This is a genomic window from Variovorax paradoxus (assembly GCF_024734665.1).
Classification (GTDB): domain Bacteria; phylum Pseudomonadota; class Gammaproteobacteria; order Burkholderiales; family Burkholderiaceae_C; genus Variovorax.
Genome location: NZ_CP102931.1, coordinates 3,975,152 through 4,001,010, shown reverse-complemented (window position 1 = coordinate 4,001,010; position 25,859 = coordinate 3,975,152). Strand labels below are relative to the sequence as shown.

The 25,859-nt window shown below is 64.8% G+C and carries 22 protein-coding genes and 1 tRNA gene; 15 read left to right on the top strand and 8 right to left on the bottom strand.

What is annotated here, in order from left to right; translation table 11 throughout:
- Positions 1 to 10 precede the first annotated feature (10 nt).
- Both NWF24_RS19050 and NWF24_RS19045 read right to left on the bottom strand, forming a co-directional pair.
- Positions 11 to 1,441, bottom strand: coding sequence for a polyhydroxyalkanoate depolymerase (locus tag NWF24_RS19050; protein ID WP_258349881.1), 1,431 nt, complete (start codon positions 1,439 to 1,441; stop codon positions 11 to 13).
- Positions 1,442 to 1,597: 156 nt separating this feature from the next.
- On the bottom strand, positions 1,598 to 2,794 hold the full coding sequence (locus NWF24_RS19045; RefSeq protein WP_258349880.1) for an amino acid aminotransferase: 1,197 nt from the start codon (positions 2,792 to 2,794) through the stop codon (positions 1,598 to 1,600).
- Positions 2,795 to 2,899: 105 nt separating this feature from the next.
- On the opposite strand from NWF24_RS19045, the gene uvrB reads away from it, so the two are divergent.
- From uvrB to NWF24_RS18980, 13 genes are all read left to right on the top strand, one after another.
- Positions 2,900 to 5,017 (top strand): excinuclease ABC subunit UvrB, encoded by a 2,118-nt coding sequence (uvrB, locus tag NWF24_RS19040; protein WP_258349879.1) that lies wholly within the window; start codon positions 2,900 to 2,902, stop codon positions 5,015 to 5,017.
- A gap of 233 nt (positions 5,018 to 5,250) precedes the next feature.
- The gene (gene iscR, locus NWF24_RS19035) at positions 5,251 to 5,787 is read left to right on the top strand and encodes a Fe-S cluster assembly transcriptional regulator IscR (protein WP_007828186.1); all 537 of its coding nucleotides are present in this window, start codon (positions 5,251 to 5,253) and stop codon (positions 5,785 to 5,787) included.
- A gap of 86 nt (positions 5,788 to 5,873) precedes the next feature.
- A complete protein-coding gene (locus NWF24_RS19030; RefSeq protein WP_093052338.1) occupies positions 5,874 to 7,094 on the top strand; it encodes an IscS subfamily cysteine desulfurase in 1,221 nt (406 codons plus the stop codon).
- 50 nt (positions 7,095 to 7,144) lie between these two features.
- On the top strand, positions 7,145 to 7,564 hold the full coding sequence (iscU, locus tag NWF24_RS19025; protein WP_093052335.1) for a Fe-S cluster assembly scaffold IscU: 420 nt from the start codon (positions 7,145 to 7,147) through the stop codon (positions 7,562 to 7,564).
- A gap of 1 nt (position 7,565) precedes the next feature.
- The gene (gene iscA, locus NWF24_RS19020; protein WP_007828190.1) at positions 7,566 to 7,889 is read left to right on the top strand and encodes an iron-sulfur cluster assembly protein IscA; all 324 of its coding nucleotides are present in this window, start codon (positions 7,566 to 7,568) and stop codon (positions 7,887 to 7,889) included.
- 63 nt (positions 7,890 to 7,952) lie between these two features.
- Positions 7,953 to 8,471, top strand: coding sequence for a Fe-S protein assembly co-chaperone HscB (gene hscB / locus NWF24_RS19015; RefSeq protein WP_093052332.1), 519 nt, complete (start codon positions 7,953 to 7,955; stop codon positions 8,469 to 8,471).
- Positions 8,472 to 8,475: 4 nt separating this feature from the next.
- On the top strand, positions 8,476 to 10,338 hold the full coding sequence (gene hscA, locus NWF24_RS19010; RefSeq protein ID WP_258349878.1) for a Fe-S protein assembly chaperone HscA: 1,863 nt from the start codon (positions 8,476 to 8,478) through the stop codon (positions 10,336 to 10,338).
- 9 nt (positions 10,339 to 10,347) lie between these two features.
- Complete coding sequence (fdx, locus tag NWF24_RS19005) at positions 10,348 to 10,686, top strand: ISC system 2Fe-2S type ferredoxin (protein WP_093176617.1); 339 nt, start codon at positions 10,348 to 10,350, stop codon at positions 10,684 to 10,686.
- A complete protein-coding gene (gene dnaQ / locus NWF24_RS19000) occupies positions 10,686 to 11,393 on the top strand; it encodes a DNA polymerase III subunit epsilon (protein ID WP_258349877.1) in 708 nt (235 codons plus the stop codon). Before fdx ends, dnaQ begins: the two co-directional genes overlap by 1 nt.
- A gap of 75 nt (positions 11,394 to 11,468) precedes the next feature.
- Positions 11,469 to 11,543, top strand: a tRNA-Val gene (locus NWF24_RS18995).
- Between the two features lie 319 nt (positions 11,544 to 11,862).
- Entirely contained in the window at positions 11,863 to 12,966 is a 1,104-nt protein-coding gene (locus tag NWF24_RS18990) for an NAD(P)/FAD-dependent oxidoreductase (protein ID WP_258349876.1), read from the top strand.
- A gap of 154 nt (positions 12,967 to 13,120) precedes the next feature.
- Positions 13,121 to 13,417 carry a glycine zipper domain-containing protein gene (locus tag NWF24_RS18985; protein WP_093052316.1) on the top strand — a complete coding sequence of 99 codons (297 nt, stop codon included), beginning with the start codon at positions 13,121 to 13,123 and terminating at the stop codon, positions 13,415 to 13,417.
- 54 nt (positions 13,418 to 13,471) lie between these two features.
- Positions 13,472 to 14,191, top strand: coding sequence for a phage holin family protein (locus NWF24_RS18980; protein WP_258349875.1), 720 nt, complete (start codon positions 13,472 to 13,474; stop codon positions 14,189 to 14,191).
- A 16-nt stretch (positions 14,192 to 14,207) separates the two neighbouring features.
- Here the strand turns inward: NWF24_RS18980 and NWF24_RS18975 are convergent, their stop codons facing one another.
- A complete protein-coding gene (locus NWF24_RS18975; protein WP_258349874.1) occupies positions 14,208 to 15,287 on the bottom strand; it encodes a quinone-dependent dihydroorotate dehydrogenase in 1,080 nt (359 codons plus the stop codon).
- 40 nt (positions 15,288 to 15,327) lie between these two features.
- Between NWF24_RS18975 and rpiA the strand changes: the two genes are divergently transcribed.
- Positions 15,328 to 16,041: a ribose-5-phosphate isomerase RpiA gene (rpiA, locus tag NWF24_RS18970; protein WP_258349873.1), complete on the top strand. Its 714-nt coding sequence runs from the start codon at positions 15,328 to 15,330 to the stop codon at positions 16,039 to 16,041.
- A gap of 28 nt (positions 16,042 to 16,069) precedes the next feature.
- On the opposite strand, the gene NWF24_RS18965 is transcribed toward rpiA, so the two are convergent.
- The 5 genes from NWF24_RS18965 to NWF24_RS18945 all read right to left on the bottom strand — a co-directional run bounded on the left by NWF24_RS18965 (position 16,070) and on the right by NWF24_RS18945 (position 22,893).
- Positions 16,070 to 16,711, bottom strand: coding sequence for a glutaredoxin family protein (locus tag NWF24_RS18965; RefSeq protein WP_258349872.1), 642 nt, complete (start codon positions 16,709 to 16,711; stop codon positions 16,070 to 16,072).
- Between the two features lie 30 nt (positions 16,712 to 16,741).
- Positions 16,742 to 18,799, bottom strand: coding sequence for a M3 family metallopeptidase (locus tag NWF24_RS18960; RefSeq protein WP_258349871.1), 2,058 nt, complete (start codon positions 18,797 to 18,799; stop codon positions 16,742 to 16,744).
- 5 nt (positions 18,800 to 18,804) lie between these two features.
- Positions 18,805 to 19,656, bottom strand: a complete 852-nt coding sequence (folD, locus tag NWF24_RS18955; protein ID WP_258349870.1) for a bifunctional methylenetetrahydrofolate dehydrogenase/methenyltetrahydrofolate cyclohydrolase FolD — start codon at positions 19,654 to 19,656, stop codon at positions 18,805 to 18,807.
- Positions 19,657 to 19,732: 76 nt separating this feature from the next.
- Complete coding sequence (locus NWF24_RS18950) at positions 19,733 to 20,365, bottom strand: response regulator transcription factor (protein WP_012747279.1); 633 nt, start codon at positions 20,363 to 20,365, stop codon at positions 19,733 to 19,735.
- Complete coding sequence (locus NWF24_RS18945; protein ID WP_093052292.1) at positions 20,362 to 22,893, bottom strand: PAS domain-containing sensor histidine kinase; 2,532 nt, start codon at positions 22,891 to 22,893, stop codon at positions 20,362 to 20,364. The genes NWF24_RS18950 and NWF24_RS18945 overlap by 4 nt, the downstream gene beginning before the upstream one ends.
- Positions 22,894 to 23,121: 228 nt before the next feature.
- Here NWF24_RS18945 and aceE point away from each other — a divergent pair, with 228 nt between their 5' ends.
- Entirely contained in the window at positions 23,122 to 25,836 is a 2,715-nt protein-coding gene (gene aceE, locus NWF24_RS18940) for a pyruvate dehydrogenase (acetyl-transferring), homodimeric type (RefSeq protein WP_258349869.1), read from the top strand.
- The last annotated feature ends 23 nt before the right edge of the window (positions 25,837 to 25,859 follow it).

Sequence of the window (25,859 nt, the reverse complement as noted above, 5' to 3'; positions counted from 1 at the left end):
GCGCGCTTCTTCAGCGCGCCGCACCGGTGCCGGGCTTCTTGCGCGCGACGGGCTTCTTCATAGCCACGGCCGTGGCCTTCTTTGCCGGCAGTTTCTTGGCCGCGACGGCGGGCACCTTGCGGCCGGGCTTGATGCTGTCTTCGGCGGCCAGGCCGCCGCGGTTGCCGGCGCGGCTCTGGGGCTGGTCGTTGGCCGCGATGAATTTCAGTACCTTCGGGTAGACCAGTTCGCGCCAGCGACGACCGCTGAAGATGCCGTAGTGGCCGGCACCTTTCACTTCATAGTGCTCGCGCTTGTCGTCGGCGATGCCGGTGCACAGGCTGTGCGCCGCTTCGGTCTGGCCCGAGCCCGAGATGTCGTCGAGTTCGCCTTCGACCGTGAGCAGGGCGGTCGAGTGAATGTCTTGCGGGTGCACGCGCTCCACCTGACCCTGTGGGTTCTTCACGTCCCAGGTGCCGTTGACCAGGTCGAACTCCTGGAACACGGTGCGGATGGTCTCGAGGTAGTAATCGGCGTCCATGTCGAGCACGGCGTTGTACTCGTCGTAGAACTTGCGATGGGCCTCGGCGCTGGCGTCATCGCCCTTGATCAGGTCCTTGAAGTAGTCGTAGTGGCTGCTGGCGTGGCGGTCGGGGTTCATTGCCACGAAGCCGGTGTGCTGCAGGAAGCCGGGGTAGACCTTGCGGCCCGCGCCTGGAAAGCCCTGCGGCACGCGGTAGATCACGTTGTTCTCGAACCACTCGTAGCTCTTGTTCATCGCAAGGTTGTTCACCGCTGTGGGCGACTTGCGCGCGTCGATGGGGCCGCCCATCATGGTCATGGTCAGCGGCAGCTGTTCGCCGCGGCTGGCCATGAGCGACACGGCCGCGAGTACCGGCACCGTCGGCTGGCACACGCTCACCACGTGGCAGTTGCCGTATTCGGCCTGCAGGCGGCGGATGAACTCCTGCACGTAGTTGATGTAGTCGTCGAGGTGGAACTCGCCTTCGGACAGCGGCACCAGGCGTGCGTTCTTCCAGTCGGTGATGTAGACCTTGTGGTCCTGCAGCATGGTGCGCACGGTGTCGCGCAGCAGCGTGGCGTAGTGGCCCGACAGGGGCGCCACGATCAGCACCACGGGCTGGCTCTTGAGCGTCTTGAGGATGTGCGGCTCGTCGGTGAAGCGCTTGAAGCGGCGCAGTTCGCAGAATGGCTTGTCGAGTTCGACAGCCTCCTGGATCACGACCTCTTCGCCGTCGACCTTGACGGACTTGATGTTGAACTCGGGCTTCTCGTAGTCCTTGCCGAGGCGGTAGAGCAGGTCGTAGCCTGCGGCCATGCGCTGGGCCATGGGCAGCTGGCCCCACACGGCGCCCTGGCCGTAGAGTTTGGAGGCCGCCTGCGCGAAGTCCGAGAACGGCTCCATCAGGGAACGCTGGGCTTCGTAGAGTTGATAGAGCATCGCTGGTCTTGGAGTGGAATGTTGCGGTGCAATATATCAGCGCATTCGCTGCGTTGCAGGGGGCCTTACCCCTACATCGGCCCCGCCGCGAGGAGCCTTCTTCATTGAGCGTGAAGGAATCGTCGCGAAGGCGATTCCCTCACACTTTGCTGTCACCTAGATGACTTTGGCGATCGAGGCGCAGACGTACTCGATGTTCTTGCTGTTGAGCGCGGCCACGCACATGCGGCCGGTGTCGGTGCCATACACGCCGAATTCGCTGCGCAGGCGCACCATCTGGTCCTTGCTCAGGCCCGAGTAGCTGAACATGCCGATCTGCGTGGTGATGAAGCTCATGTCTTCCTTCACGCCGGCGGCCTTGAGGCCATCGACCAGCTTCTGGCGCATGGCCTTGATGCGCACGCGCATCTCGCCCAGTTCCGTTTCCCACAGGGCGCGCAGTTCGGGGTTGCCGAGCACCGCAGCCACCACGGCGCCGCCGTGCGTGGGCGGGTTGCTGTAGTTGGTACGGATGGCGATCTTGAGCTGCGACAGCACGCGGCCGGCTTCTTCTTTGCTCTCGCACAGCACCGACAGGGCACCCACGCGTTCGCCGTACAGGCTGAAGCTCTTGGAGAACGAGGTCGAGACGAAGAAGGTCAGGCCGGCATCGACGAACTTGGCGACGGCGGCGCCGTCTTCCTTCAGGCCGTAGCCGAAGCCCTGGTAGGCCATGTCGAGGAAGGGCACCAGGCCCTTGGCCTTGACGGTGGCGACGACCTGGTCCCACTGCTGCGACGTGATGTCGTAGCCGGTCGGGTTGTGGCAGCAGGCGTGCAGCACGACGACGGTGCCGGCAGGGGCTGCGTTGAGCGCGGCCAGCATGCCGTCGAAGTCGATGCCGCGCTTTGCGGCGTCGTAGTAGGGGTAGCTTTCGACTTCGAAGCCGGCGTTGGTGAACAGCGCGCGGTGGTTTTCCCAGCTCGGGTCGCTGATCAGCACCTTGGCGTTGGGGTTGAGCTTCTTCAGGAAGTCAGCGCCGACCTTGAGGCCACCGGTGCCGCCGATGGCTTGGATGGTGGCCACGCGGCCTGATGTAACGGGTTCGCTGTCGGCGCCGAAGACCAGCACCTTGACGGCGTTGTCGTATGCGGCAATGCCGTCGATGGGGAGGTAGCCGCGCGCCGTGGGCGCTTTCATCATGTTCTGCTCGGCTGCCTGCACGCACTGCAGCAGTGGCAGCTTGCCGTTGTCGTCGTAATAGACGCCGACGCCGAGATTGACCTTGTTGGGGTTGGTATCGGCTGCAAATTGCTCGTTGAGGCCGAGGATCGGGTCGCGCGGTGCCATTTCGACCGCGGTGAACATAGACATGGAAAGGTCCTTTGGGATGAAAGCTTCGCTGCAACCGGAGGAGGCTTTATCCTTTCCGGTTGCCTTGAATTTTACCGGCGCGAGCGCCACCTGTCGGGAACAGCCATGCCAGAGAACAACGAAGCCATAGCAGACCTGAAGAAACTGGACCCGATCGGGCCGGCGAAACAGGGGGAATTCATCCGCTATCCGGACTCGCCTTTCGAGCTTTTCCAGCCCTATCCGCCGGCCGGCGACCAGCCGAAAGCAATCGAGGGGCTGGTCGAGGGCGTGATCGACGGCGAAGTGTTCCAGACCCTGCTGGGCGTGACCGGTTCGGGCAAGACCTTCACCATGGCCAACGTGATCGCCCGGCTGGGCCGCCCGGCCATCGTGTTTGCGCCCAACAAGACGCTGGCGGCGCAGCTTTACAGCGAATTTCGCGAGTTCTTCCCGAAGAACGCCGTCGAGTACTTCGTGAGCTACTACGACTACTACCAGCCCGAGGCCTACGTGCCGCAGCGCGACTTGTTCATCGAGAAAGATTCATCGATCAACGAGCACATCGAGCAGATGCGGCTGTCGGCCACCAAGAGCGTGCTGGAGCGGCGCGACACGGTCATTGTGGCCACGGTGAGCGCCATCTACGGCATCGGCACGCCCGAGGACTACATGGAGATGCGGCTGATTGCCCGCGTCGGCGACAAGGTCGGCCAGCGCGACCTGATCTCGCGGCTCATTCGCATGCAGTACCTGCGCAACGAGCAGGACTTTGCCCGCGGCACCTTTCGCGTGCGGGGCGACACCATTGACGTATTCCCGGCGGAGCACAGCGAGCTGGCGATCCGCTTCGAGCTGTTCGACGACGAGATCGAGTCGCTGCAGCTCTTCGATCCGCTGACCGGGCGTGTCCGGCAGAAGGTGCCGCGTTTTACCGTGTATCCGTCGAGCCACTACGTCACGCCGCGCGACAAGGTGCTGGCCGCTGTGGAGACCATCAAGATCGAGCTGGGTGAACGGCTCAAGGAACTGGTGAGCGCGGGCAAGCTGGTCGAGGCGCAGCGGCTGGAGCAGCGCAGCCGCTTCGACCTTGAAATGCTCGCCGAGATCGGCCATTGCAAGGGCATCGAGAACTACACGCGCCACCTGTCGGGCGCCGCGCCCGGCGAGCCGCCTGCCACGCTGACCGACTACCTGCCGAAGGACGCGCTGATGTTCCTCGACGAGAGCCACCAGATGATCGGCCAGCTCAACGCCATGTACAGCGGCGACCGGGCGCGAAAGACAACGCTGGTCGAGTACGGCTTTCGCCTGCCGAGCGCGATGGACAACCGGCCGCTCAAGTTCGAGGAGTTCGAGGCGCGCATGCGCCAGTGCATCTTCGTTTCAGCGACGCCGGCGCAGTACGAAAAAGACCATTCCGGCAATGTCGTCGAGCAACTGGTGCGGCCGACCGGCCTGATCGACCCAGAGGTCGAGGTGCGACCCGCCACACACCAGGTGGACGATGTGCTGGGGGAGATCCGCATCCGCGTGGACAAGAACGAGCGGGTGCTGATCACCACGCTGACCAAGCGCATGGCCGAGCAGCTGACCGACTACCTGGGCGACAACGGCGTGAAGGTGCGCTACCTGCACAGCGACGTCGACACGGTCGAGCGGGTGGAAATCCTGCGCGACCTTCGCTTGGGCACTTTCGACGTGCTGGTGGGCATCAACCTGCTGCGCGAGGGGCTGGATATTCCCGAGGTGTCGCTGGTGGCGATCCTCGACGCCGACAAGGAGGGCTTTCTGCGCGCGGAGCGCTCGCTGATCCAGACCATCGGCCGGGCGGCTCGGAACCTGAACGGCAAGGCCATCCTCTACGCCGACCGGATGACCGAGTCGATGAAGAAGGCCATCGGCGAAACCGAGCGCCGTCGCGCCCGGCAGATCGCGCACAACGAGGCGAACGGCATCACGCCGCGCAGCATCGTCAAGCAGGTGCGCGACCTGATCGACGGCGTCTACAGCGAGAAAACGGGCAAGGAAATGGCCAAGCTCGACCTGGAACGCGCCAAGGTCGAGGACATGAGCGAAAAGGACATAGCCCGGGAAATCAAGCGGCTGGAAAAGCAGATGCTGGAGCACGCCCGCAACCTCGAATTCGAGAAGGCAGCCCGGGTGCGGGACCAGTTGGCGCTGCTGCGGGAGCAGGCGTTCGGGGCGTCGGGCGGCGACAACATCGCCATCCCGCCGCAATAGGTCAGACGTTCGCATTCTTCAAGCGAACGGCGCTGGGGTTTACCCCAGCAGACCTCGGGGGCTTCTGTTATACTTGAGCGAAACAGTCAACAACAAGAAAAGAACTTCGCGATGAAGGACCGACTCCTACCGACTGGTTCACCAGCGTCAGGGGTCGGGCAGGGCGGAGACGAAGTCACCGCGGTCCAGGACCACGGTGTCATTTCAACGGTAAGCACTTGAAGGAGCTTGCGATGCGTCTCACTACCAAAGGCCGTTTTGCGGTCACAGCAATGATCGATCTGGCGTTGCGTCAGAACACCGGTCCGGTCACGCTGGCTGCGATCAGCCAACGGCAGCAGATTTCGTTGTCGTACCTCGAACAGCTGTTCGGCAAACTGCGCCGTCACGAGCTGGTCGAGTCGACCCGCGGCCCCGGCGGCGGCTACAGCCTCGGTCGCAAGGCTGCGGACATCACCGTGGCCGACATCATCGTTTCCGTCGATGAACCCATCGATGCCACCCAGTGCGGCGGCAAGGAAAACTGTCTCGGCGAAGCTGGCCGTTGCATGACGCACGAGCTCTGGGCCTCGCTGAACCAGCGCATGGTCGAGTTCCTCGACTCCGTCACGCTGCAGAAGCTGGTCGACGACCAGATCGCCAAGGGCGTGCAGATCGAGAACAAGCCGGTCGTCAAGCGTGCGATCTCGGCCCAGCCGGTGGTCAAGCCGATCCGCGTGAACGCACCGAATTCGGTGTTCGCGCTCGGCAACGCCTTCGCCAAGTCCTGAGTACTGAGTCCCCGGCGGCGCCTTCGGGCGCTACCCTGAGCCGCCCAGATCAAAAAACAACCCCCACGCCAGCACACGAGCCAGCCATGGACGTAACTCCTCATTTCCCGATCTATCTCGATTACGGCGCGACCACGCCGGTCGACCCGCGTGTGGTCGACGCCATGATTCCCTGGTTGCGCGAACACTTCGGCAACCCGGCGTCGCGCAGCCACGCTTGGGGCTGGGAGGCTGAAGAGGCGGTCGAGAAGGCGCGTGGCCAGGTGGCCGACCTGATCAATGCGGATCCCCGCGAAATCGTCTGGACGTCGGGTGCGACCGAATCGATCAACCTCGCGCTCAAGGGCGCAGCCCAGTTCTACAAGGGCAAGGGCAAGCACCTGATTACCCTGAAGACCGAGCACAAGGCCGTGCTCGACACCATGCGCGAACTCGAGCGCCAGGGCTTCGAAGTCACCTACCTCGACGTCGAGGAAAACGGCCTCGTCGACCTCGAGAAGTTCAAGGCCGCGATCCGCCCCGACACCATCCTGGCCAGCGTGCTATTCGTGAACAACGAAATCGGTGTGATCCAGGACGTGGTCGCGATCGGCAACGTCTGCCGTGAAAAGGGCATCATCTTCCACGTCGACTCGGCCCAGGCCACCGGCAAGGTCGACATCGACATCACGAAGCTGCCCATCGACCTGATGAGCCTCGCCTCGCACAAGACCTACGGCCCCAAGGGTATCGGCGCGCTGTACGTGCGTCGCAAGCCGCGCGTGCGGCTCGAGGCTCAGATGCACGGCGGTGGTCACGAGCGCGGCATGCGTTCGGGCACGCTGCCCACGCACCAGATCGTCGGCATGGGCGAGGCCTACCGCATCGCCAAGCTCGAAATGAAGGACGACATCGCCCATGCGCGCCGCCTGCAGAAGCGTCTGCTCGACGGCCTGAAAGATGTGGAGCAGGTGTTCATCAATGGCGACCTCGAACACCGTGTGCCGCATAACCTGAACATGAGCTTCAACTACGTCGAAGGCGAGTCGCTGATCATGGGCATCAAGGGCCTGGCGGTGTCGTCGGGTTCGGCTTGCACCTCGGCCAGCCTCGAGCCCAGCTACGTGCTGCGCGCCCTGGGCCGCAGCGACGAACTGGCTCACAGCAGCCTTCGCATGACCATCGGCCGTTTCACGACCGAAGAAGAAATCGACTACGCCATTTCGACCATCAAGCACAACGTTGCCAAGCTGCGCGAGCTGAGCCCCCTGTGGGAGATGTTCCAGGACGGCGTCGACATCAGCACGATCCAGTGGTCGGCCCACTGACGCAGGCCCGCACCAGGCTCCACGATTGAACAAAGTTTGAGAGGTACACCATGGCATATTCTTCCAAGGTCATCGACCACTACGAAAATCCACGCAACGTCGGCTCCTTCGAAAAAGGCGACGACTCGGTAGGCACCGGCATGGTCGGTGCGCCGGCCTGCGGCGACGTGATGAAGCTGCAGATCAAGGTCAACCCCGAAACCGGCGTGATCGAAGACGCACGCTTCAAGACCTACGGCTGCGGCTCGGCCATTGCGTCGTCGTCGCTCGTGACCGAATGGGTCAAGGGCAAGACGCTCGACGAAGCGGCTGCGCTCAAGAACGCTCAGATCGCCGAAGAACTGGCGCTGCCGCCCGTGAAGATCCACTGCTCCATCCTGGCCGAAGACGCGATCAAGGCCGCCGTGAGCGACTACAAGGCCAAGCACGGCGTCAAGACCGAAGCTGCTGCTGCGGAAGCTGTCCACTGACATGGCCGTCACGCTGACCGAAGCCGCTGCGCGACACGTCACCCGCTACCTCGGCAAGAGGGGCAAGGGCGTGGGCGTGCGGCTGGGCGTGAAGACCACGGGCTGCTCCGGCCTGGCCTATAAGCTCGAGTACGTGGACGAGTTCACGCCTGAAGACGTGGTGTTCGAAGACCACGGCGTGAAGGTGCTGGTCGACCCGAAGAGCCTGGCCTACATCGACGGCACGCAGCTCGACTTTGTGCGCGAGGGCCTGAACGAGGGTTTCAAGTTCATCAACCCCAACGAACGCGACCGTTGCGGCTGCGGGGAAAGTTTTCGCATCTGATGCGCCGTCGCTGACCGCGACAACAGCCGCCACCATGTCATGTGCTGGCGGTTTTTTCTTGCCATGAACCTGAACGACACCGACTTTCAACTGTTCGCCGTCCCGGCGACTTTCGCGCAGGACCGTGCCGTGCTCGACGCGCGCTGGAAAGAGCTGCAGCGCGAAGCCCACCCGGACCGCTTTGCCGCGCAGGGCGCCGCCGCGCAGCGCGTGGCCATGCAGTGGTCGGTGCGCATCAACGAGGCTTACCAGCGGCTCAAAGACCCGATCCGACGCGCCAGCTACATCTGCGAACTGCACGATGCGCCGCTGAACGCCGAGAACAACACGGCGATGCCGCCGGAATTCCTGATGCAGCAGATGGAGTGGCGCGAGGCGCTCGACGATGTCGAAGACGCCGCTTCGCTTGAAAAACTCCAGGCCGAGGTCGAGGCCGCCCGCGCCCGCGCACTGTCGTCGCTCGACTGGCTGATCGACGAAAAAGGCGACTACCCCGCCGCGGCACAGCAGGTGAGAGCCCTCATGTTCATTGAGCGCTTCGGACAGGACGTCGAAGCCAAATTCGATCAGTTAGGACAATAGAGGCATGGCTCTTCTTCAGATTTCCGAACCCGGCCAGGCGCCCGACCCGCATCAGCGCCGCATTGCCGTGGGCATCGACCTCGGCACCACCCATTCGCTGGTGGCCGCGGTGCGCAACGGCGTGGCCGAATGCCTGCCCGACGACCAGGGCCGCGTGCTGTTGCCTTCGGCCGTGCGCTACCTTGAAAACGACCGTCGCCAGATCGGCTTCGATGCACTGGCGGCGCGCGCCCAGGACCCGACCAACACGATCACTTCGGTGAAGCGGCTCATGGGCCGCGGCCTGGCCGACATCGCGAACCGTGAAGCGATGTCGTACCGCATCGGCAGCAGCGATGGCGGCATGGTGCAGGTGCAGACCCTGGCGGGTGAGAAGTCGCCAGTCGAGATCAGCGCCGAGATCCTGGCCACGCTGCGCTTTCGCGCCGAGGACACCTTCGACGACGAGCTCTACGGCGCCGTCATCACAGTGCCGGCGTACTTCGACGAAGGCCAGCGCCAGGCAACCAAGGACGCCGCACAACTCGCCGGCCTCAACGTGCTGCGCCTGATCAGCGAGCCCACGGCGGCCGCCATCGCGTATGGCCTGGACAACGCGAGCGAAGGCGTCTATGCGGTCTACGACCTGGGCGGCGGCACCTTCGACATTTCGATCCTGCGGCTTACGCAAGGCGTGTTCGAAGTAATCGCCACGGGCGGCGACTCGGCCCTTGGCGGCGACGACTACGACCACGCGCTGGCCGACTTCGTGCTCGCGCAGACGGGCCTGCAAGCCGGCAGCGATGCCGACAAGGCCGCGTTGCTGGTCGCCGCACGGGCCGCGAAAGAGGCGCTGACCGATTCGAAATTGGCCCTGTTCAAGGCCGATGTGGCAGGCAAGACCGCTTCGTTCGACCTGACCCGCGAACAGTTCTACACCGCTACGCAGTCGCTCACCGATCGCACCATCGCCGCCGTTCGCAAGGCACTGCGCGACGCAAAGCTCAAGCCCGACGACCTGCAGGGCATCGTGCTTGTCGGCGGTTCTACCCGCATGCCGCAGATCCGCGGCGCCGTCGCCGAGTTCTTCGGCCGCGAGCCGCTGGTCAACCTGAATCCCGACGAAGTCGTGGCCCTCGGCGCAGCCATCCAGGCCAACCAGCTTGCCGGCAACAACGGCGCGGGCGAACTGCTGCTGCTCGACGTGATTCCGCTGTCACTCGGCATCGAGACCATGGGCGGCTTGGTCGAGCGCATCGTGCCGCGCAACCAGACCATTCCCACCGCGATGGCGCAGGACTTCACGACCTACCAGGACGGGCAGACCGCATTGGCGCTGCACGTGGTGCAGGGTGAACGTGACCTCGTGGCTGACTGCCGCAGCCTTGCGCGCTTCACGCTGCGCGGCATCCCGCCGATGGCGGCCGGCGCGGCACGCATTCGCGTGACCTTCACGGTCGATGCCGATGGCCTGTTGAGCGTAAGCGCGAAGGAGCAGGGCAGCGGCGTCGAAGCCAGCGTGGCGGTCAAGCCGTCATACGGCCTGTCGGACGACCAGATCGCGACCATGCTGCAGGAGAGCTTTTCCACGGCGCAGCAGGACATGCAGGCCCGTGCGCTGGTCGAGGCGCGCGTCGATGCCGACCGCATGCTGCTCGCCACGCAGAGCGCACTCGATGCCGACGGTGACCTGCTGAGCGACGAAGAGCGCGCCGTCATCGACGCATCGATGGCGCAATTGCGCGAAACCGCCAAGGGCAGCAACGAAGCCGCGGCCATCGAGGCTGCCACCAAGAAGCTGGCCGACGACACCGAGGCCTTTGCCGCACAGCGCATGAACGCGGGCATTGCGCGCGCACTTGCCGGCCGCAAGGTCGAATCTCTTTAGAACAACAACATGCCCACGATCAAGATCTACCCGCATCCCGAGTACTGCCCGCAGGGCGCTGAAATCACCGCGCCCGCCGGCACTTCGATCTGCGAGGCGCTGCTCGACAACAACATCAACATCGAGCATGCCTGCGAGATGAGCTGCGCCTGCACCACCTGCCACGTCATCGTGCGCGAGGGCTTCAACTCGCTGAACGAGGCGGAAGAAGGCGAAGAAGACCTGCTCGACCGCGCCTGGGGCCTGGAGCCGCAGTCGCGCCTGAGTTGCCAATCGATCCTGGCGCAGGAGAATGTGACCATCGAGATTCCGAAGTACTCGATCAATCACGCCAAGGAAAACCACTGATGTCGCGCCAGATCGTTCTTGATACCGAAACCACCGGCCTCTCCGCGGAGAACGGCGACCGCGTCATCGAGCTCGGCTGCGTGGAGCTGTTCGCTCGCAAGCTCACCGGCAACGACCTGCACATCTACTTCAACCCTGAGCGCGAGAGCCATGAGGACGCGCTGAAGGTCCACGGCCTGACGACTGACTTCCTACGAGACAAGCCGAAGTTCGCCACCCTGGCCAACGACATCGTCGAGTACCTGCGCGATGCCGAGCTGATCATTCACAACGCGGCCTTCGACGTCGGCTTTCTCAACAAGGAATTCGAGCGTGCCGGCTTGCCGCCGCTGCGCACCTTCGTCAGTGAAGTGACCGACACGCTGGCCATGGCCAAGCAGGTGTACCCGGGCAAGCGCAATTCGCTGGACGCGCTGTGCGACCGCTTCGGCGTCGACCGTTCGAACCGCACCTTCCACGGCGCCAAGCTCGACGCGCAGTTGTTGGCCGACGTCTACATCAACCTCACGCGCGGCCAGGATGCGCTGTTGATCGACGTGGCTTCGAACGAGCCTGAACTGGGTACCACGGTGGTGGCCATCGACCTGAGCCAGTTCGAGCTGCCGGTGATTCTGGCCGCCGAGCACGAACTGACCGCGCACGAAGCGGTGTTGGGGCAACTCGACAAATCGAGCGGTGGTCGCACGCTGTTTCGCGAAAACGGCTGAAAAGCTATGGCATAATCTGAGGCTTCGCACAACGCGATACGTTTTCAGAACGCTGCAGTCAATCAGCAGCGTTTCGGGCGGTTAGCTCAGGGGTAGAGCACAGCATTCACACTGCTGGGGTCGGAGGTTCGAAACCTCCACCGCCCACCATTCAAAGCAACGACTTACGGCACCTTCGGGTGCCGTTTTCGTTTGTCGCGCCTACTTCATTCATCGACTGAACTGTCGGCCTGCACCGACGGCAAGTGCAGCCAAGGGCTGTTGAACTTCCCGTGGCAGCGGCCTAGAACAGAGGGGCAAGGAGCACCGCCATGGCCACTCATCCAGATCTTCCGCCCCCCGTCACTCCAAACCTGCCCGTCGAGCCTGACGAAGGGGCCGAGACGCCACCCGACGAACCCACCGATCCGGAGCCGCCGCCCTCCGTGCAATAAGGAAATCCGCGTGCGAGCCGCGCTAAGCTCGCGCGATGGACGAAATAGATTGCGCCGTCATCGGCGCTGGTGTGGTGGGGCTGGCAGTGGCGCGCGCCCTGGCGCTCGCGGGCCGGGAGGTGCTGGTGCTTGAATCCGAGGGTGCCATCGGCACGGGCACGAGTTCGCGCAACAGCGAAGTCATTCACGCCGGCATCTACTACCCGCAGGGCTCGCTCAAGGCGAGGCTGTGCGTCGAAGGCAAAGAAATGCTGTACGCCTACGCGGCGGAACGTGGCGTGCCGCACCAGCGCTGCGGCAAGCTGATCGTGGCGACATTGCCCGAGCAGGCGGACCAGCTCGAAGTCATCCGGATGAAGGCGGCTGCGAACGGCGTCGGCGATCTGACGTTGATCACCGCGCAGCAGGCTATGGCGATGGAGCCGCAACTGCATTGCGTGGCGGCGCTCCATTCGCCGAGCACCGGCATCGTCGATAGCCACTCGCTCATGCTGAGCCTGCTCGGCGACCTCGAGAATGCGGGCGGCATGCTGGCACTGAAATCGCCCATCACGCGTGCCGAATGCGGCGATGGTGCCATCGTCCTGACGGCTGAGGATGGCACTGCGTTGCGTTGCCGCAGCGTGGTCAATGCCGCGGGTCTCGGCGCCCCTGCGCTGGCGCGGCGCTTCGAGGGCCTGCCGCCCTCGATGGTGCCCAGGGAGTACTTCGCCAAGGGCAACTACTTCACCCTGTCGGGGCGGGCGCCGTTCGGGCGTCTGATCTATCCCGTGCCCGAGCCGGGCGGGCTGGGCGTGCACCTCACGATCGACCTGGGCGGCCAGGCCAAGTTCGGGCCCGACGTGCAGTGGGTGTCTTCGGCCGACGAACTGGTGGTGGACCCGAAGCGCGGCGAGGGCTTCTATGCCGAGGTGCGCAAGTATTGGCCCGCGCTGCCCGACGGCGCCCTGATTCCAGGTTACGCGGGCATGCGACCGAAGATCTCGGGCCCGGGCGAGCCGGCGGCCGACTTCATGATCGACGGGCCTGCGTCGCACGGGGTGCCGGGGCTGGTCAATCTCTTCGGCATCGAGTCGCCTGGCCTCACGAGCAGCCTGGCCATCGGGCGCCATGTGGCCGGCTTGCTGGCGGATGCGTGAAGCTCGCTTTGAGCGTCACGAAGTGGCATCTCGCGTCAAAGTCTGCACATCTGTAGCGCCTGAGGGTCTTTTGAGCCTGTAACATGACAGCACGCCATTTGCTGGCGCGAAGCCGCCGGCGCGGTGCCGGTGTCATCACGGAGGAAAGTTTCCAATGAGTGCATCCCAAAATCTTGAAGCAGCAGCCGAAGACATTGCAAGCGACGTGCGCGGCGTGCTGGCAAGCAAGGACCTGGATTCGGTTCCCCACATCAAGGCGCTGCGCCAGCGCATCGACACCAAGCTGGCAATCGCACGCGAACTCGCGGCCGAGAAGAGCAAGCTCGCCGCCAAGAAGGCCCGTGAAGCGGCCACCTCCGCCAACGCCTACGCCCACGACGAACCATGGCAGATCGCCGGTGCCGCACTGGCCGTCGGCGTGCTGGTGGGCCTGCTGCTTGGCCGCCGCTGACCTGAGCGCACACGGCAGCAAGATCGTTCATCCGGACATGGCCGGAGCCAGCCCATGAGGCTGCTGTCCATGTTCGGGCTGAACGCCCGGATTCGCCGGCTGCGCATTGCCGCGGCCGAAGGCGCCTTGGCGGCCGAAGACCGGGTGCAATTGCTGCGCATGGCCTGGGAGGACGAGAAGCAGCGTCTCAAGCTGATGCTCGTCTTCAGTCTGGCCGTGCTGGGGCTGACCACGGTCACGGTGGCCTTGCTGTCCGTGGCGGTGGTGGTTCATTTCTGGGAAACACCGTACCGCATCACCGCTGCGTGGTCGGTGGCAGGCGTATGGATCGTGCTCTGGCTGGCGGCCGCCGTCGGCTTGCTGCTGACCCTGCGCAATGCGTCCAACAGCTTCGTGCCGGCGCGCCACGAGTTCGAGCGCGACTGGGCCTGGGTCCAGGACAGTTTCGGCTTGGGCAAGGATCCGGAGCAGGACGAAGAAGCGCCGCGCCCCCCGCGGCCGGCCACGCGCGAAGAACTGCTGGCGCGCATGGAGCGTCAACGCGAGCGCATCGCGACGCTGCAGGGTGGGCGCGAGGCACAGCCTGCGGGCGGTTCGGGCGAAGGCGAAGCGCCTCCGCCCAATGAATCCGCCGCTGCCGCTGCCCTGCGCATCGCCCGTGCGCATCCCGTGGCCACCGGCGTCGTTGCTGCGGCCGCCGTGGTGGTGATCAAGCCGAGGCGCTTGCTGCGCTGGGCTGCGGTCATCGCGCCAATACTCTGGCGCATGCGCTGAAGAGGAAAGAAAAAGCTCAGGCCTTGCTGCGATCGCGCAGCAGCGCCTGAGCGGCTTCGCGGACCAGCGCCGGTCCGCGATAGATCAGGCCGGTGTAGATCTGGACCACGTCCGCACCTGCGGCGATCTTGGCCTTGGCATCCGCACCGCTGAGGATGCCGCCCACCCCGATGATCGGAAAGCCCGCGCCCAGTGCCGCGCGCAATTGAGCGATCACACGGTTGCTTGCCTCGCGCACCGGTGCACCCGACAGTCCACCCGCTTCCTCGGCATGCAGCAGGCCTTTGACCGCATCGCGCGAGAGCGTGGTGTTGGTGGCAATCACGCCATCCATGCCATGGCGCTTCAGCGTGGCGGCAATGACCGCCACCTGGGCTTCGTCGAGGTCGGGCGCGATCTTCACGAACAGCGGCGAGCGCTTGTTGTGGCGCGCGGCCAGAGCTTCGCGCCGCTCGGCCACCGCACCGAGCAGCGCATCGAGCGCTTCGTCGCTCTGGAGCGTGCGCAGGTTGGCCGTGTTGGGGCTCGAGATGTTGATCGTCACATAGTCGGCATGCGGGTACACGCCGTCGAGGCAGATCAGGTAGTCGTCCACCGCACGCTCGATCGGCGTGGCGGCGTTCTTGCCGATGTTCAGGCCAAGCAGCATCGGCTGCTTCGCACCGCCGCTGCCCTTGCGAAAGCGCGCCTTCTGCACGTTGGCCAGGAAGGCGTCGAGCCCTTCGTTGTTGAAGCCGAGCCGGTTGATCAGCGCGTCGCGCTGCGGCAGGCGGAACATGCGCGGCTTGGGATTGCCCGGCTGGGCCTTCGGCGTCACCGTGCCGACCTCGACGGAGCCGAAGCCCATGGCGGCGAAGGCATCGATGCAGCGGGCGTTCTTGTCCAACCCGGCCGCCAGGCCCACGCGGTTCGGAAAGGTCAGCCCGGCGAGCTGGACCGGGTCGTCGACGCGTGGTGCCGAGTAAGCACAGGCCAGCGGTGTGTTCTGGGTGCGCGCCAGCCCGTCCAGCGTGATTTCGTGGGCATGCTCGGGGTCGAAACCGAACAGGAAAGGGCGGGCCAGGCCGTAGAGCGAGGAGGGCATCAGCAGGGGCATCGGATAATTCGGGGCTTCAATGAGCCAAGGATTCTCCGCGATGACCGCACCCGCCTCCCCAACCCCCTCCAACCCACTTTCTCAGGACGAACTCAAGGCCCAGGTCGGCCTTGCCGCGCTGGCCTATGTGGTCAAGGGCGAGATCGTCGGCGTCGGCACCGGCTCGACGGTGAACAAGTTCATCGATGCGCTGGCCAGCATCAAGGACGAGATCAAGGGCGCCGTCTCCAGCTCGGTCGCCTCGACCGAACGCCTGCGCGCCCTGGGCATTCCGGTGTTCGACAGCAACGAGGTGGAAGAGCTGGCGGTCTACATCGACGGCGCGGACGAAATCGACCACCGCGGTTTCATGGTGAAGGGGGGCGGCGCCGCACTCACGCGCGAGAAGATCGTCGCGGCCCAGTCGCGCAAGTTCGTCTGCATTGCCGACGCATCCAAGCTGGTCGAGGCGCTGGGCGCCTTTCCGCTGCCGGTGGAAGTGATCCCGATGGCCGCGCGCCGCGTGATGCGCCAGTTCGCCAGCATGGGCGGCATCGCCCAGGTGCGCGAGAAAGACGGCCTGCCGCTGGTCACGGACAACGGCCAGCACATCGTCGACGTGACGGGTCTGCGAATCACCGATCCGCTGGCCTTCGAGTCTGAAGTGAGCCAATGGCCGGGCGTGGTGACGGTGGGTGTCTTCGCGCACCAGAAGGCAGACGTGTGCCTGCTGGGCACCTCGACTGGTGTGAAGACGCTGCAGTTCGGCGCCTAGAGACGAAAGGCCGCGCGAGCGGCCTGGCTCAGAACTTGATGCCGGCGGGGTTGCTCGGGCTCGGCTCGCTCGATGCGGGGGGCGGTGGCGCGGGCTGTGCGGCCGGTGCCGCGGCGGCACGGGGCGCGGGTGCTGCCTGCTGCGCGATCAGCGGTCGCGCCGGGCCGTTGCGGTAGCCCGCAGGCAGGCTGTTGCTCTTGGGGTAGCCGGCTGCGTCGAGGTACTGCGACCATTCGACATCCGAGAAGCCCTTGAGCTGCTGCGACCCGATGGTCAGCAATGGCAGCGAGCTCTGGCTGCTCAGGCGCTGCAGCGCCTCGATTTCCTCGTTGCTCTTGACGGTGCGTTCCTCGAACGGAATGCCCCGCGTGATGAGCAGCGAGCGAGCCGTGCTGCACGGCCCGCATTCGTCGCTGCTGTACAGCGTAACGGGGTAGCGCTGAGCCACTTGCCGCAGCTCGTAGGGCAGGCCCGCATTCGCCGGCGTGGTGGAGCCGCCTTGCGAGGCCGAGGCCGGCTCGGTGCTGGCCGTGGGGGCGCGGTCCGAGAAAGTGACCTTGCCATTCTTGTCGACCTGGCGATAGACCTGCTGTGCCATGGTGCCCGTGGCGATGAGCACAAGGGCCAGGCCGGTCAGGCGATGCAGTGAGAATTTGTAAATCGGATGCATCGCCCGAGTATCGCAAGCTTCAGCGCCGCATCAAGCGGGCTGGGGCTCCGCCATGCCCTGGTGTCGCAGCAGCGCATCAAGCTGGGGCTCGCGGCCCCGGAAAGCCTTGAACGAATCCATGGCGCTGCGGCTGCCACCAGCCTCCAGGATGGCCTGGCGGTACTTGCGGCCGGTTTCGATGTTCGGCTCGCCGTCGGCGCCCACGGTTTCCTCGAAGGCCGCGTAGGCATCAGCGCTCAGCACCTCGGCCCACTTGTAGCTGTAGTAGCCGGCCGCGTAGCCGCCCGAGAAGATGTGGCTGAAAGTATTCGGTGTGCGGCTGAACGGCGGCGAGGGCATCACCGCCACCTCGGCGCGCACCTTGCCGAGCAGCGCCATCACGTCGCCGGGCTTGGCGGCGGCCGCGTGGTACTCGGTGTGCAGCAGCATGTCGAACAGCGAGAACTCGATCTGGCGCAGCGTTTGCAGGCCGCTCTGGAAGTTCTTTGCAGCGGTCATCTTGTCGAACAGCGCGCGGGGCAGCGGTTCGCCGGTGTCGACGTGGGCGGTCATGTGCTTGAGCACGTCCCACTCCCAGCAGAAGTTTTCCATGAACTGGCTCGGCAGCTCGACTGCATCCCACTCGACGCCGCTGATGCCCGAGACGTCGCGCTCGTTCACCTGTGTGAGCATGTGGTGCAGGCCGTGGCCGAACTCGTGGAAGAGGGTGGTCACGTCGTCGTGCGTGAGCAGCGGCGGCTTGCCGTCGACGCCGCTGGCAAAGTTGCACACCAGTTGCGCGATGGGGGTTTGCAGCACGCCGTTGTCGGGGCGCAGCCAGCGGGCGCGCACGTCGTCCATCCAGGCGCCACCGCGTTTGGCGGCGCGGGCAGAAGGGTCGAGATAGAACTGGCCGACCTTCTGGCCAGCACGTTCGATGCGATAGAACTCGACGCTCGGGTGCCATGTAGGCGCCGAGTCGCGGCGGATCGACACCTCGAACAGCGTCTCGACGATCTTGAACAGCCCGGCCATGACCTTCGGAGCGGGGAAGTACTGCTTCACCTCCTGCTCGCTGAAGGCGTAGCGCGCTTCCTTGAGCTTCTCGCCGATGTAGCTCCAGTCCCAGGGCTGCGGATCGGTGATGCTCAACTGCTCCGCGGCGAAGACCCGCAGGTCGGCCAGGTCGCGTTCACCGTAGGGCTTGGCCTTGGTTGCGAGATCGCGCAGGAACTTGACGACCTGCTCGGGTGATTCAGCCATCTTCGGCACGACCGAGAGCTCGCCGTAGTTCTTGTAGCCCAGCAGCTTCGCTTCTTCCTCGCGCAGCGCGAGGATTTCGGTGATGAGCGCGGTGTTGTCGAAGGCGGCGTCGCCGAACTCGCTGGCGCGCGTGACGTAGGCTCGGTAGAGCTTCTCGCGCAGCGCGCTGCTCTTGGCGAACTGCATCACCGGCAGGTAGCACGGCATCTTCAGCGTGAGCTTGTAGCCTTCCTTGCCATCGGCTTCGGCGGCTGCGCGCGCTGCGCTCACCACGTCTTCGGGCACGCCTTCGAGTTCGCCGAGCGCGGCGTAGTAGGCGAAGGCGTCGGTTGCGTCGAGTGCGTTCTCGCTGAACTTCTGGCTCAACTCGGCCTGGCGCTCCTGGATCTCGGCGAAGCGCTTCTTGGCGTCGCCCTGCAGTTCGGCACCGCCCAGCACGAAGTTGCGCACGGCATTGCGATGCGCCTGGCGCTGCTCGGCGTTGAGCGTGGCGACGTCGATGGCCTTGTACTTGGCATACAGCTGCTCGTCGGAGCCCAGTCGGGTCCAGAAGGCGGTCACGCGCGGCATGGCCTCGTTGTAGGCGGCGCGCAATTCGGGCGTGTCGGCCACGGCGTTGAGGTGGCCGACGGCGCTCCAGGCGCGGCTGAAACGTTCGGAGGCCACGTCGAGCACCTTCGAGATCGCATTCCAGTCAGCGGGAAAACCGGGCGCCGTCACGGTCTGCAGCGCGGTCTCGGCATCGGTCAGCAGCGCGTCGACAGCGGGTGCGACGTGCTCGGGCCTGATGCGATCGAACAGCGGGAGATCATTGAAATCGAGGAGGGGGTTGTTCGTCATGGCCATGAAAGTTACTTGGCGGCGCGTTCGGCCGCTTCAAGGGTGTTGGCGAGCAGCATGGCCCGCGTCATGGGGCCGACGCCACCGGGCACGGGCGTGATCCAGCCGGCCACTTCCTTCACGCCGTCGAAATCGACGTCGCCGGCCAGCTTGCCGTCTGCCTTGCGGTTCATGCCCACGTCGATGACAACCGCGCCCGGCTTCACCATGTCTGCGGTCAGGAGATTGAGCTTGCCCACGGCCGCGACGATCACGTCGGCCTGGCGTGTGATGGCGCCCAGGTCTTTCGTGGCGCTGTGGCAGATGGTCACGGTGGCGCTCTTGGCCAGCAGCATCATGGCCATCGGCTTGCCGACGATGTTGCTGCGGCCGATGACCACGGCGTGCTTGCCGCGCAGGTCGTAGCCGATGGATTCGAGCATCTTCATGCAGCCGTGCGGTGTGCAGGGCCAGAAGCCGGGGGCGCCGGTCATCAGCGCGCCGGCGCTTGCCACGTGAAAGCCGTCGACGTCCTTGGCGGGCGAGATTGTCTCGATGACCTTCTGGCTGTCCATGTGTTTGGGCAGCGGCAGCTGGACTAGGATGCCGTGCACCTTCGGGTCGTCGTTGAGCGTGCGAATGCGGGCCAGCAGATCGGCCTCGCTCATGTCGGCGGGGTAGGTCTCGAGCGTAGCTTCCAGACCAGTCTGGGCGCTGTCGTTGACCTTGTGCTTCGTGTAGACCTGGCTGGCCGGGTCTTCGCCCACGAGGATGATGGAAAGGGCCGGGTTCACGCCACGGGCCTTGAGTGCGGCGGTGCGGCCGGCAACTTCGGCGCGAATGGTTTTGGCGAGGGCGTTGCCGTCGATCAGTTGGGCGGTCATCGGTTTCGATTTTCCAAGTAAAAACGCCCGCTTGCGCAGGCGTGGGATTCATTCGTCGCTATCTGCCGGATAGCTTCTAGGCCTTGGCAGCGGGCGCCGCCTGTCCGAGCGCGATCTTGAGCAGATCGGCCACCGTGTTGGCGTTGAGCTTTTCCATGATGTTGGCGCGGTGCGCCTCGACCGTCTTGATGCTGATGCCCAGGTCGTCGGCGATCTGCTTGTTCAGGCGGCCGGCGACGATGCGTTCGAGCACCTGCGCCTCGCGGCCCGTGAGCTTGGACAGCAGCGCGTCGCGGCTGGCCGACTGCTGGTGCTGCGTGAAGGCGCCGCGCGCATGTTCGAGCATGCGCTCGACCAGCGTGACCAGCTCTTCGTCGTTGAAGGGCTTCTGGATGAAATCCATCGCGCCCTTCTTCATGCTGTCGACCGCCATCGGCACGTCGCCGTGACCGGTGATGACCACGATCGGCAGCGGGGAGCGCCGTTCGATCAGCCGATCCTGCAATTCGAGGCCGGTCATGCCGGCCATGCGGATGTCGACGATCAAACAGGCGACTTCGCGCGGGTCGTATCGGGAGAGAAAGGATTCGGCGGAATCGAAACAGCGGACTCTGTAGTCCTTGCCTTCGAGCAGCCATTGCAGCGAATCGCGTACGGCTTCGTCGTCGTCGACGACATAGACCGTGCCCTTCTTCGGAATCAAACTCATGCAGGTACCTTTGCCTCGTCGCTAGCTACGGAACTGATAGCGTCCAACACCGGAATCCAGAAGGAAAAGCGGCATCCGATCACATCCGGGCCATTGTAGATGTTCTCCGCCTGCATCCGGCCGCGATGCGACTCGACGATGGTGCGGCACAGATTCAGCCCGATGCCCATACCCTCGGGCTTGGTGGAGAAGAAGGCTTCGTAGAGCCGGTCCATCACTTCTGGCGCCAGGCCCTTGCCCGTGTCCTGCACCGAGAACTCGATGGCGTTGTGGCCCTCGATCACCTTGGGCAGCACGCGCAGTTCGACGCTGCGGCGTGCCAGCGGGCGGTCGGCGATGTCGATGGATTCGGCGGCGTTCTTCAGCAGGTTGACCATCACCTGCTCGATGAGGATCGGGTCGACGCGCACCACCGGCAGCCGCGCGGCCACGTAGTGGTTCAGGCGCACATTGCGCCGGCGCAGCTCGATGCCGGCGAGCTCGACCGCCTCGCTCACCATGGTGGCCACGTCGGCCGGCGTGCGGTTGGGTTCGCTGCGTTTCACGAAGGAGCGGATGCGCTGGATGATCTGGCCCGCGCGCTGCGCCTGCTTCGAGGTTTTTTCGAGCGCGGCGAGCAGGGCTTCGGTGTCGATCGACTGGCCCTTGATGCGCGACATCATCCCGTTGCAGTAGTTGGTGATGGCCGTGAGCGGCTGGTTGAGTTCGTGCGCCACGCTCGACGCCATTTCGCCCATCGTGATGAGGCGGCTCGCGGCCTGGGCCTTGTCGGCCTGCGCGGCGGCCTGTTCTTCGGCGTCGCGGCGCGGCGTGATGTCGGTGGCGATGACGAGTTGCGCCAGGCGGCCGTCGACCCAGGTCAGGTAGCGCGAACGCACTTCGAGCCACTTGCCGAGGTGGGGCACGAAGATTTCGTTGTTGGCGGTCTGCGCCGCAGTGAGCGTGTCGATGGGCAGGCCGGCATACGGGTCCACGTCGTCGAGGCCTTCGTCGTGCGCGTTCGATGCGGGCACGCCCGCCTGCGCGACCATGCCCAGGTGGCCCACGGTGTCCGAGCCGAACCACAGGCGGTACAGCTTGTTGGCGAACAGCAGTTCCTCGCTGCCGATGGGGGCTACCGACACTGCCGCATCGAGCGCCTCCAGCACGGTGGTGAAGCGCTCGTAGGAGGCGGACAGCTGCTCGCGGATGCGCGTGGGTTCGGTGATGTCGGTCATCGACGTCATCCAGCCGGTCTGGTGGCCGCGCGCGTCGATCAGCGGTGACACGTACAGCCGCGCGTTGAACACGCTGCCGTTCTTGCGCTTCACGCGCACCTGGAAGCCACCGGGGAGGGCGCGGCCGTGCAACTCTTCTTCCAGCCGCTCGTTCATCACCTCGCGGTCGGATTCGAGCCAGTAGGGAAAGGGCGGGGTCTGGCCGACCAGCTCTTCCTCGCTCCAACCCGTCATGGCGCAGAAGGCGGCGTTGACGTAGGTGATGCGCCCTTGCAGATCGAGCACGCGCATGCCCGTGAGCATGGAGTTTTCCATTGCCCGGCGGAAATTGGTCTCGGCCACCAGCCGTTGCTGAGCCTGGAGCCGTCGCCGCGTATGGCGCCAGGTGCCGATCAGCATCCAGCTCGTGAGCACGCTGAGCGCGCAGACCAGCCAGAACAGGCCGTTGCCGACCACGCCCTGCGAGGTGCGGTAGGCCTGCGCCCGCAGCACCAGCGCATTGCCCACGGGCGACACCGGCACTTCGTACTCGTTGGTTCGCTCGCTCCAGGGCAGCAGGCGCGTGCCGCTGTCTTTCAGGTTGGTGGTATTGCCGGCGATCACATGGCCCTTGGCGTCGAGCAGCGACACCGCGTAGCGCGCCTGAACCTCGGACGGCATGCCGTAGCGCAGCAGCCCGTCGACCGAGAACTCGCCCAGCACCACGCCTGCGAACAGGCCCTGGTCGAAAAGGGGAATGTGCAACTGCAGCATCGCCGCAGGATCGCCCCCGGCCACGGGCTGCGAGTACACCGGCTGGCGCAACTCGCGCGCCAGCGCATAGTTGCTCTCGATGTCGCCGGGACGCAGCACGTCGCCGATCAGGTGCTGCTGAGCCGGGTGCACGCTGGGTGCTGCATAGCCGGCCTTGAAGCGGCGGCGGTCGTCGATCCAGGTGATGGTCTGCAGTTCAGGGAACTGGCTCACAAGGGACTCGGCGCGACTGGTGAATTCGACCGGGTCGATCTCGCGGTTCGACGCATCGCGCGCGATGCGCATCAACTGCTCTTGCCGTTCCAGCAGCCGCAGCCGCATGCGCTGCTGTGCGTATTCGACGTCGCGGCGTACCGACTCCTGCTCGCGCTCGACTTCTTCAGTGCGCAGGTACCAGAAGGCGGAAACGATGGCGGCAAGAAACAACAGCACGGCTGCCATCGGCGCGAGCATGGCGACCGCGTCCTGCAGCACCGGCGTCTGCCGGCGCCACCACCTGCGCCACCAGGACAGGGGCGAGGCACTGCGGGCAACGGCCAGCGGGGAGGAAAGAGGCATCACCCGAGTTTAGGTGAAGCCCCTCCCGGAAGCGATGTGGGGCTGCCGTGGGATGGGCTTGGTGGTGGTTGCGGGATGGTTGTCGTCCCGATCAGTGTGCTGTCATAAATATCACATTAAGAAATCGTCACGCACTATTTGAAATCTCAATGTTTCTATGAGAAACTCCGCCGCGCTGATCCCATAGCGCACTAAATTACCGCCACAGCCCTAAAAGGAGAGACAAGCATGTCGGCAAATCCCGAGAACCTGTTCGGCTCGGCCGCAAACGATGCGGACGCCCAGGAAACCCGTGAATGGATGGATGCACTGTCCTCCGTCATCCAGAGCGAGGGTCCGGAGCGGGCCCACTTCCTTCTCGAGCAGCTGCTCGAACATGCCCGCCAGAACACGGTCGACATGCCGTTCTCGGCCAACACCGGCTATGTCAACACCATCGAGCCTTCGCAGGAGGCTCGCAGCCCCGGCAATCTCGAGATCGAACAGCGCCTGCGCGCCTACATGCGCTGGAACGCCATGGCCATGGTGGTCAAGGCCAACCGCCACCATCCGGCCGAAGGCGGCGACCTGGGCGGCCACATCGGCTCCTTCGCGTCGCTGGCAAGCATGTTCGGCGCCGGCTTCAACCACTTCTGGCACGCCGAGAGCGAAAACCACGGCGGCGACCTGCTCTACATCCAGGGCCACGTTTCGCCCGGCATCTATGCCCGCGCCTACCTCGAAGGCCGCCTGTCCGAAGAGCAACTGCTCAACTTCCGCCAGGAAGTAGATGGCAAGGGCCTGTCGAGCTACCCGCATCCCAAGCTGATGCCGGAGTTCTGGCAGTTCCCCACGGTGTCGATGGGCCTGGGCCCGCTGATGGCGATCTACCAGGCGCGCTTCCTCAAGTACCTGCATGCACGCGGCATCGCCAACACCGAGAACCGCAAGGTCTGGGTTTTCTGCGGCGACGGTGAAATGGACGAGGTCGAATCGCTGGGCGCCATCGGCCTTGCAGCGCGCGAGAACCTCGACAACCTGATCTTCGTCATCAACTGCAACCTGCAGCGTCTCGACGGCCCGGTGCGCGGCAACGGCAAGATCATCCAGGAGCTCGAAGGCGAGTTCCGCGGCGCCAACTGGAACGTCGTCAAGCTGATCTGGGGCAAGGGCTGGGACGCCCTGCTCGAGAAGGACCATGACGGCGCGCTGCGCAAGATCATGATGGAGTGCAACGACGGCGACTACCAGTCGTTCAAGGCCAATGACGGCGCCTACGTCCGCAAGAACTTCTTTGGCCGCGACCCTCGCACGCTGAAGATGGTCGAGCACCTGACCGACGACGAGGTCTGGAACCTCCAACGCGGCGGTCACGACTCGCAGAAGGTGTTTGCCGCCTTCCACTCCGCCCAGAACCACACGGGCCAGCCCACGGTGCTGCTCGTCAAGACCGTCAAGGGCTTCGGCATGGGCAAGATCGGCGAGGGCAAGAACACGGTCCACCAGACCAAGAAGCTGAGCGACGACGACATCAAGGCCTTCCGCGACCGCTTCAACATCCCGATTCCCGACAGCCAGATTGCCGAGCTGCCGTTCTACAAGCCGGCCGACGACACGCCGGAAATGCGTTACCTGCACGAGCGCCGCAAGGCCCTGGGCGGTTACCTGCCGCACCGCCGCGTCAAGGCCGACGAGAGCTTCACGGTGCCGTCGCTCGACACCTTCAAGGCGGTGATGGAGCCCACAGCCGAGGGCCGCGAGATCTCGACCACGCAGGCCTACGTGCGCTTCCTCACGCAATTGCTGCGCGACAAGGCGCTGGGCCCGCGCGTGGTGCCCATTCTTGTGGACGAGGCGCGCACCTTCGGCATGGAAGGCCTGTTCCGCCAGATCGGCATCTACAACCCGCACGGTCAGCAGTACACCCCGGTCGATAAAGACCAGGTCATGTACTACAAGGAAGACAAGGCCGGCCAGATCCTGCAGGAAGGCATCAACGAAGCCGGCGGCATGTCGAGCTGGATCGCGGCAGCCACGTCGTACAGCACGAACAACCGCATCATGGTGCCGTTCTACGTGTACTACTCGATGTTCGGCTTCCAGCGCATCGGCGACCTGGCCTGGGCGGCCGGCGACATGCAGGCGCGCGGCTTCCTGCTCGGCGGCACCTCGGGGCGCACCACGCTGAACGGCGAAGGCCTGCAGCACGAAGACGGTCACAGCCACATCCTGGCCAACACCATCCCGAACTGCGTGAGCTACGACCCGACCTTCGCGCACGAAGTCGGCGTCATCCTGCACCATGGCCTCAAGCGCATGGTCGAGAAGCAGGACAACGTCTACTACTACCTGACGCTGCTCAACGAGAACTACGCGATGCCTGGCCTGCAGCCCGGCACCGAAGAGCAGATCATCAAGGGCATGTACCTGTCGAAGCAGGGTCCCGCGCTCAAGGCCAAGGCACCCACGGTGCAACTGCTGGGCAGCGGCACCATCCTGCGCGAAAGCTTCGCTGCGCAAGAGCTGCTCGAAAAGGACTGGGGCGTGTCGGCTTCCGTGTGGAGCTGCCCGAGCTTCAACGAGCTCACCCGCGATGGCCAGGACGCCGACCGCTGGAACCTGCTGCACCCCGACCAGACGCCGCGCGTGCCCTTCGTGGCCGAGCAGCTCGGCGCCTCGGCCGGCCCGGTGGTCGCATCGACCGACTACATGAAGGCCTATGCCGAGCAGATCCGCCCCTTCATCCCGAAGGGCCGCACCTACAAGGTGCTCGGCACCGACGGCTTCGGCCGAAGCGACTTCCGCAACAAGCTGCGCGAGCACTTCGAGATCAACCGCCACTACATCGTGGTGGCCGCGCTCAAGGCGCTGAGCGAAGATGGCACCGTGCCGGTGGCCAAGGTGGTGGAAGCGATCAAGAAGTACGGCATCAATGTCGACAAGGTCAACCCGCTTTACGCTTGAACATCAACAACCAACGAACGAAC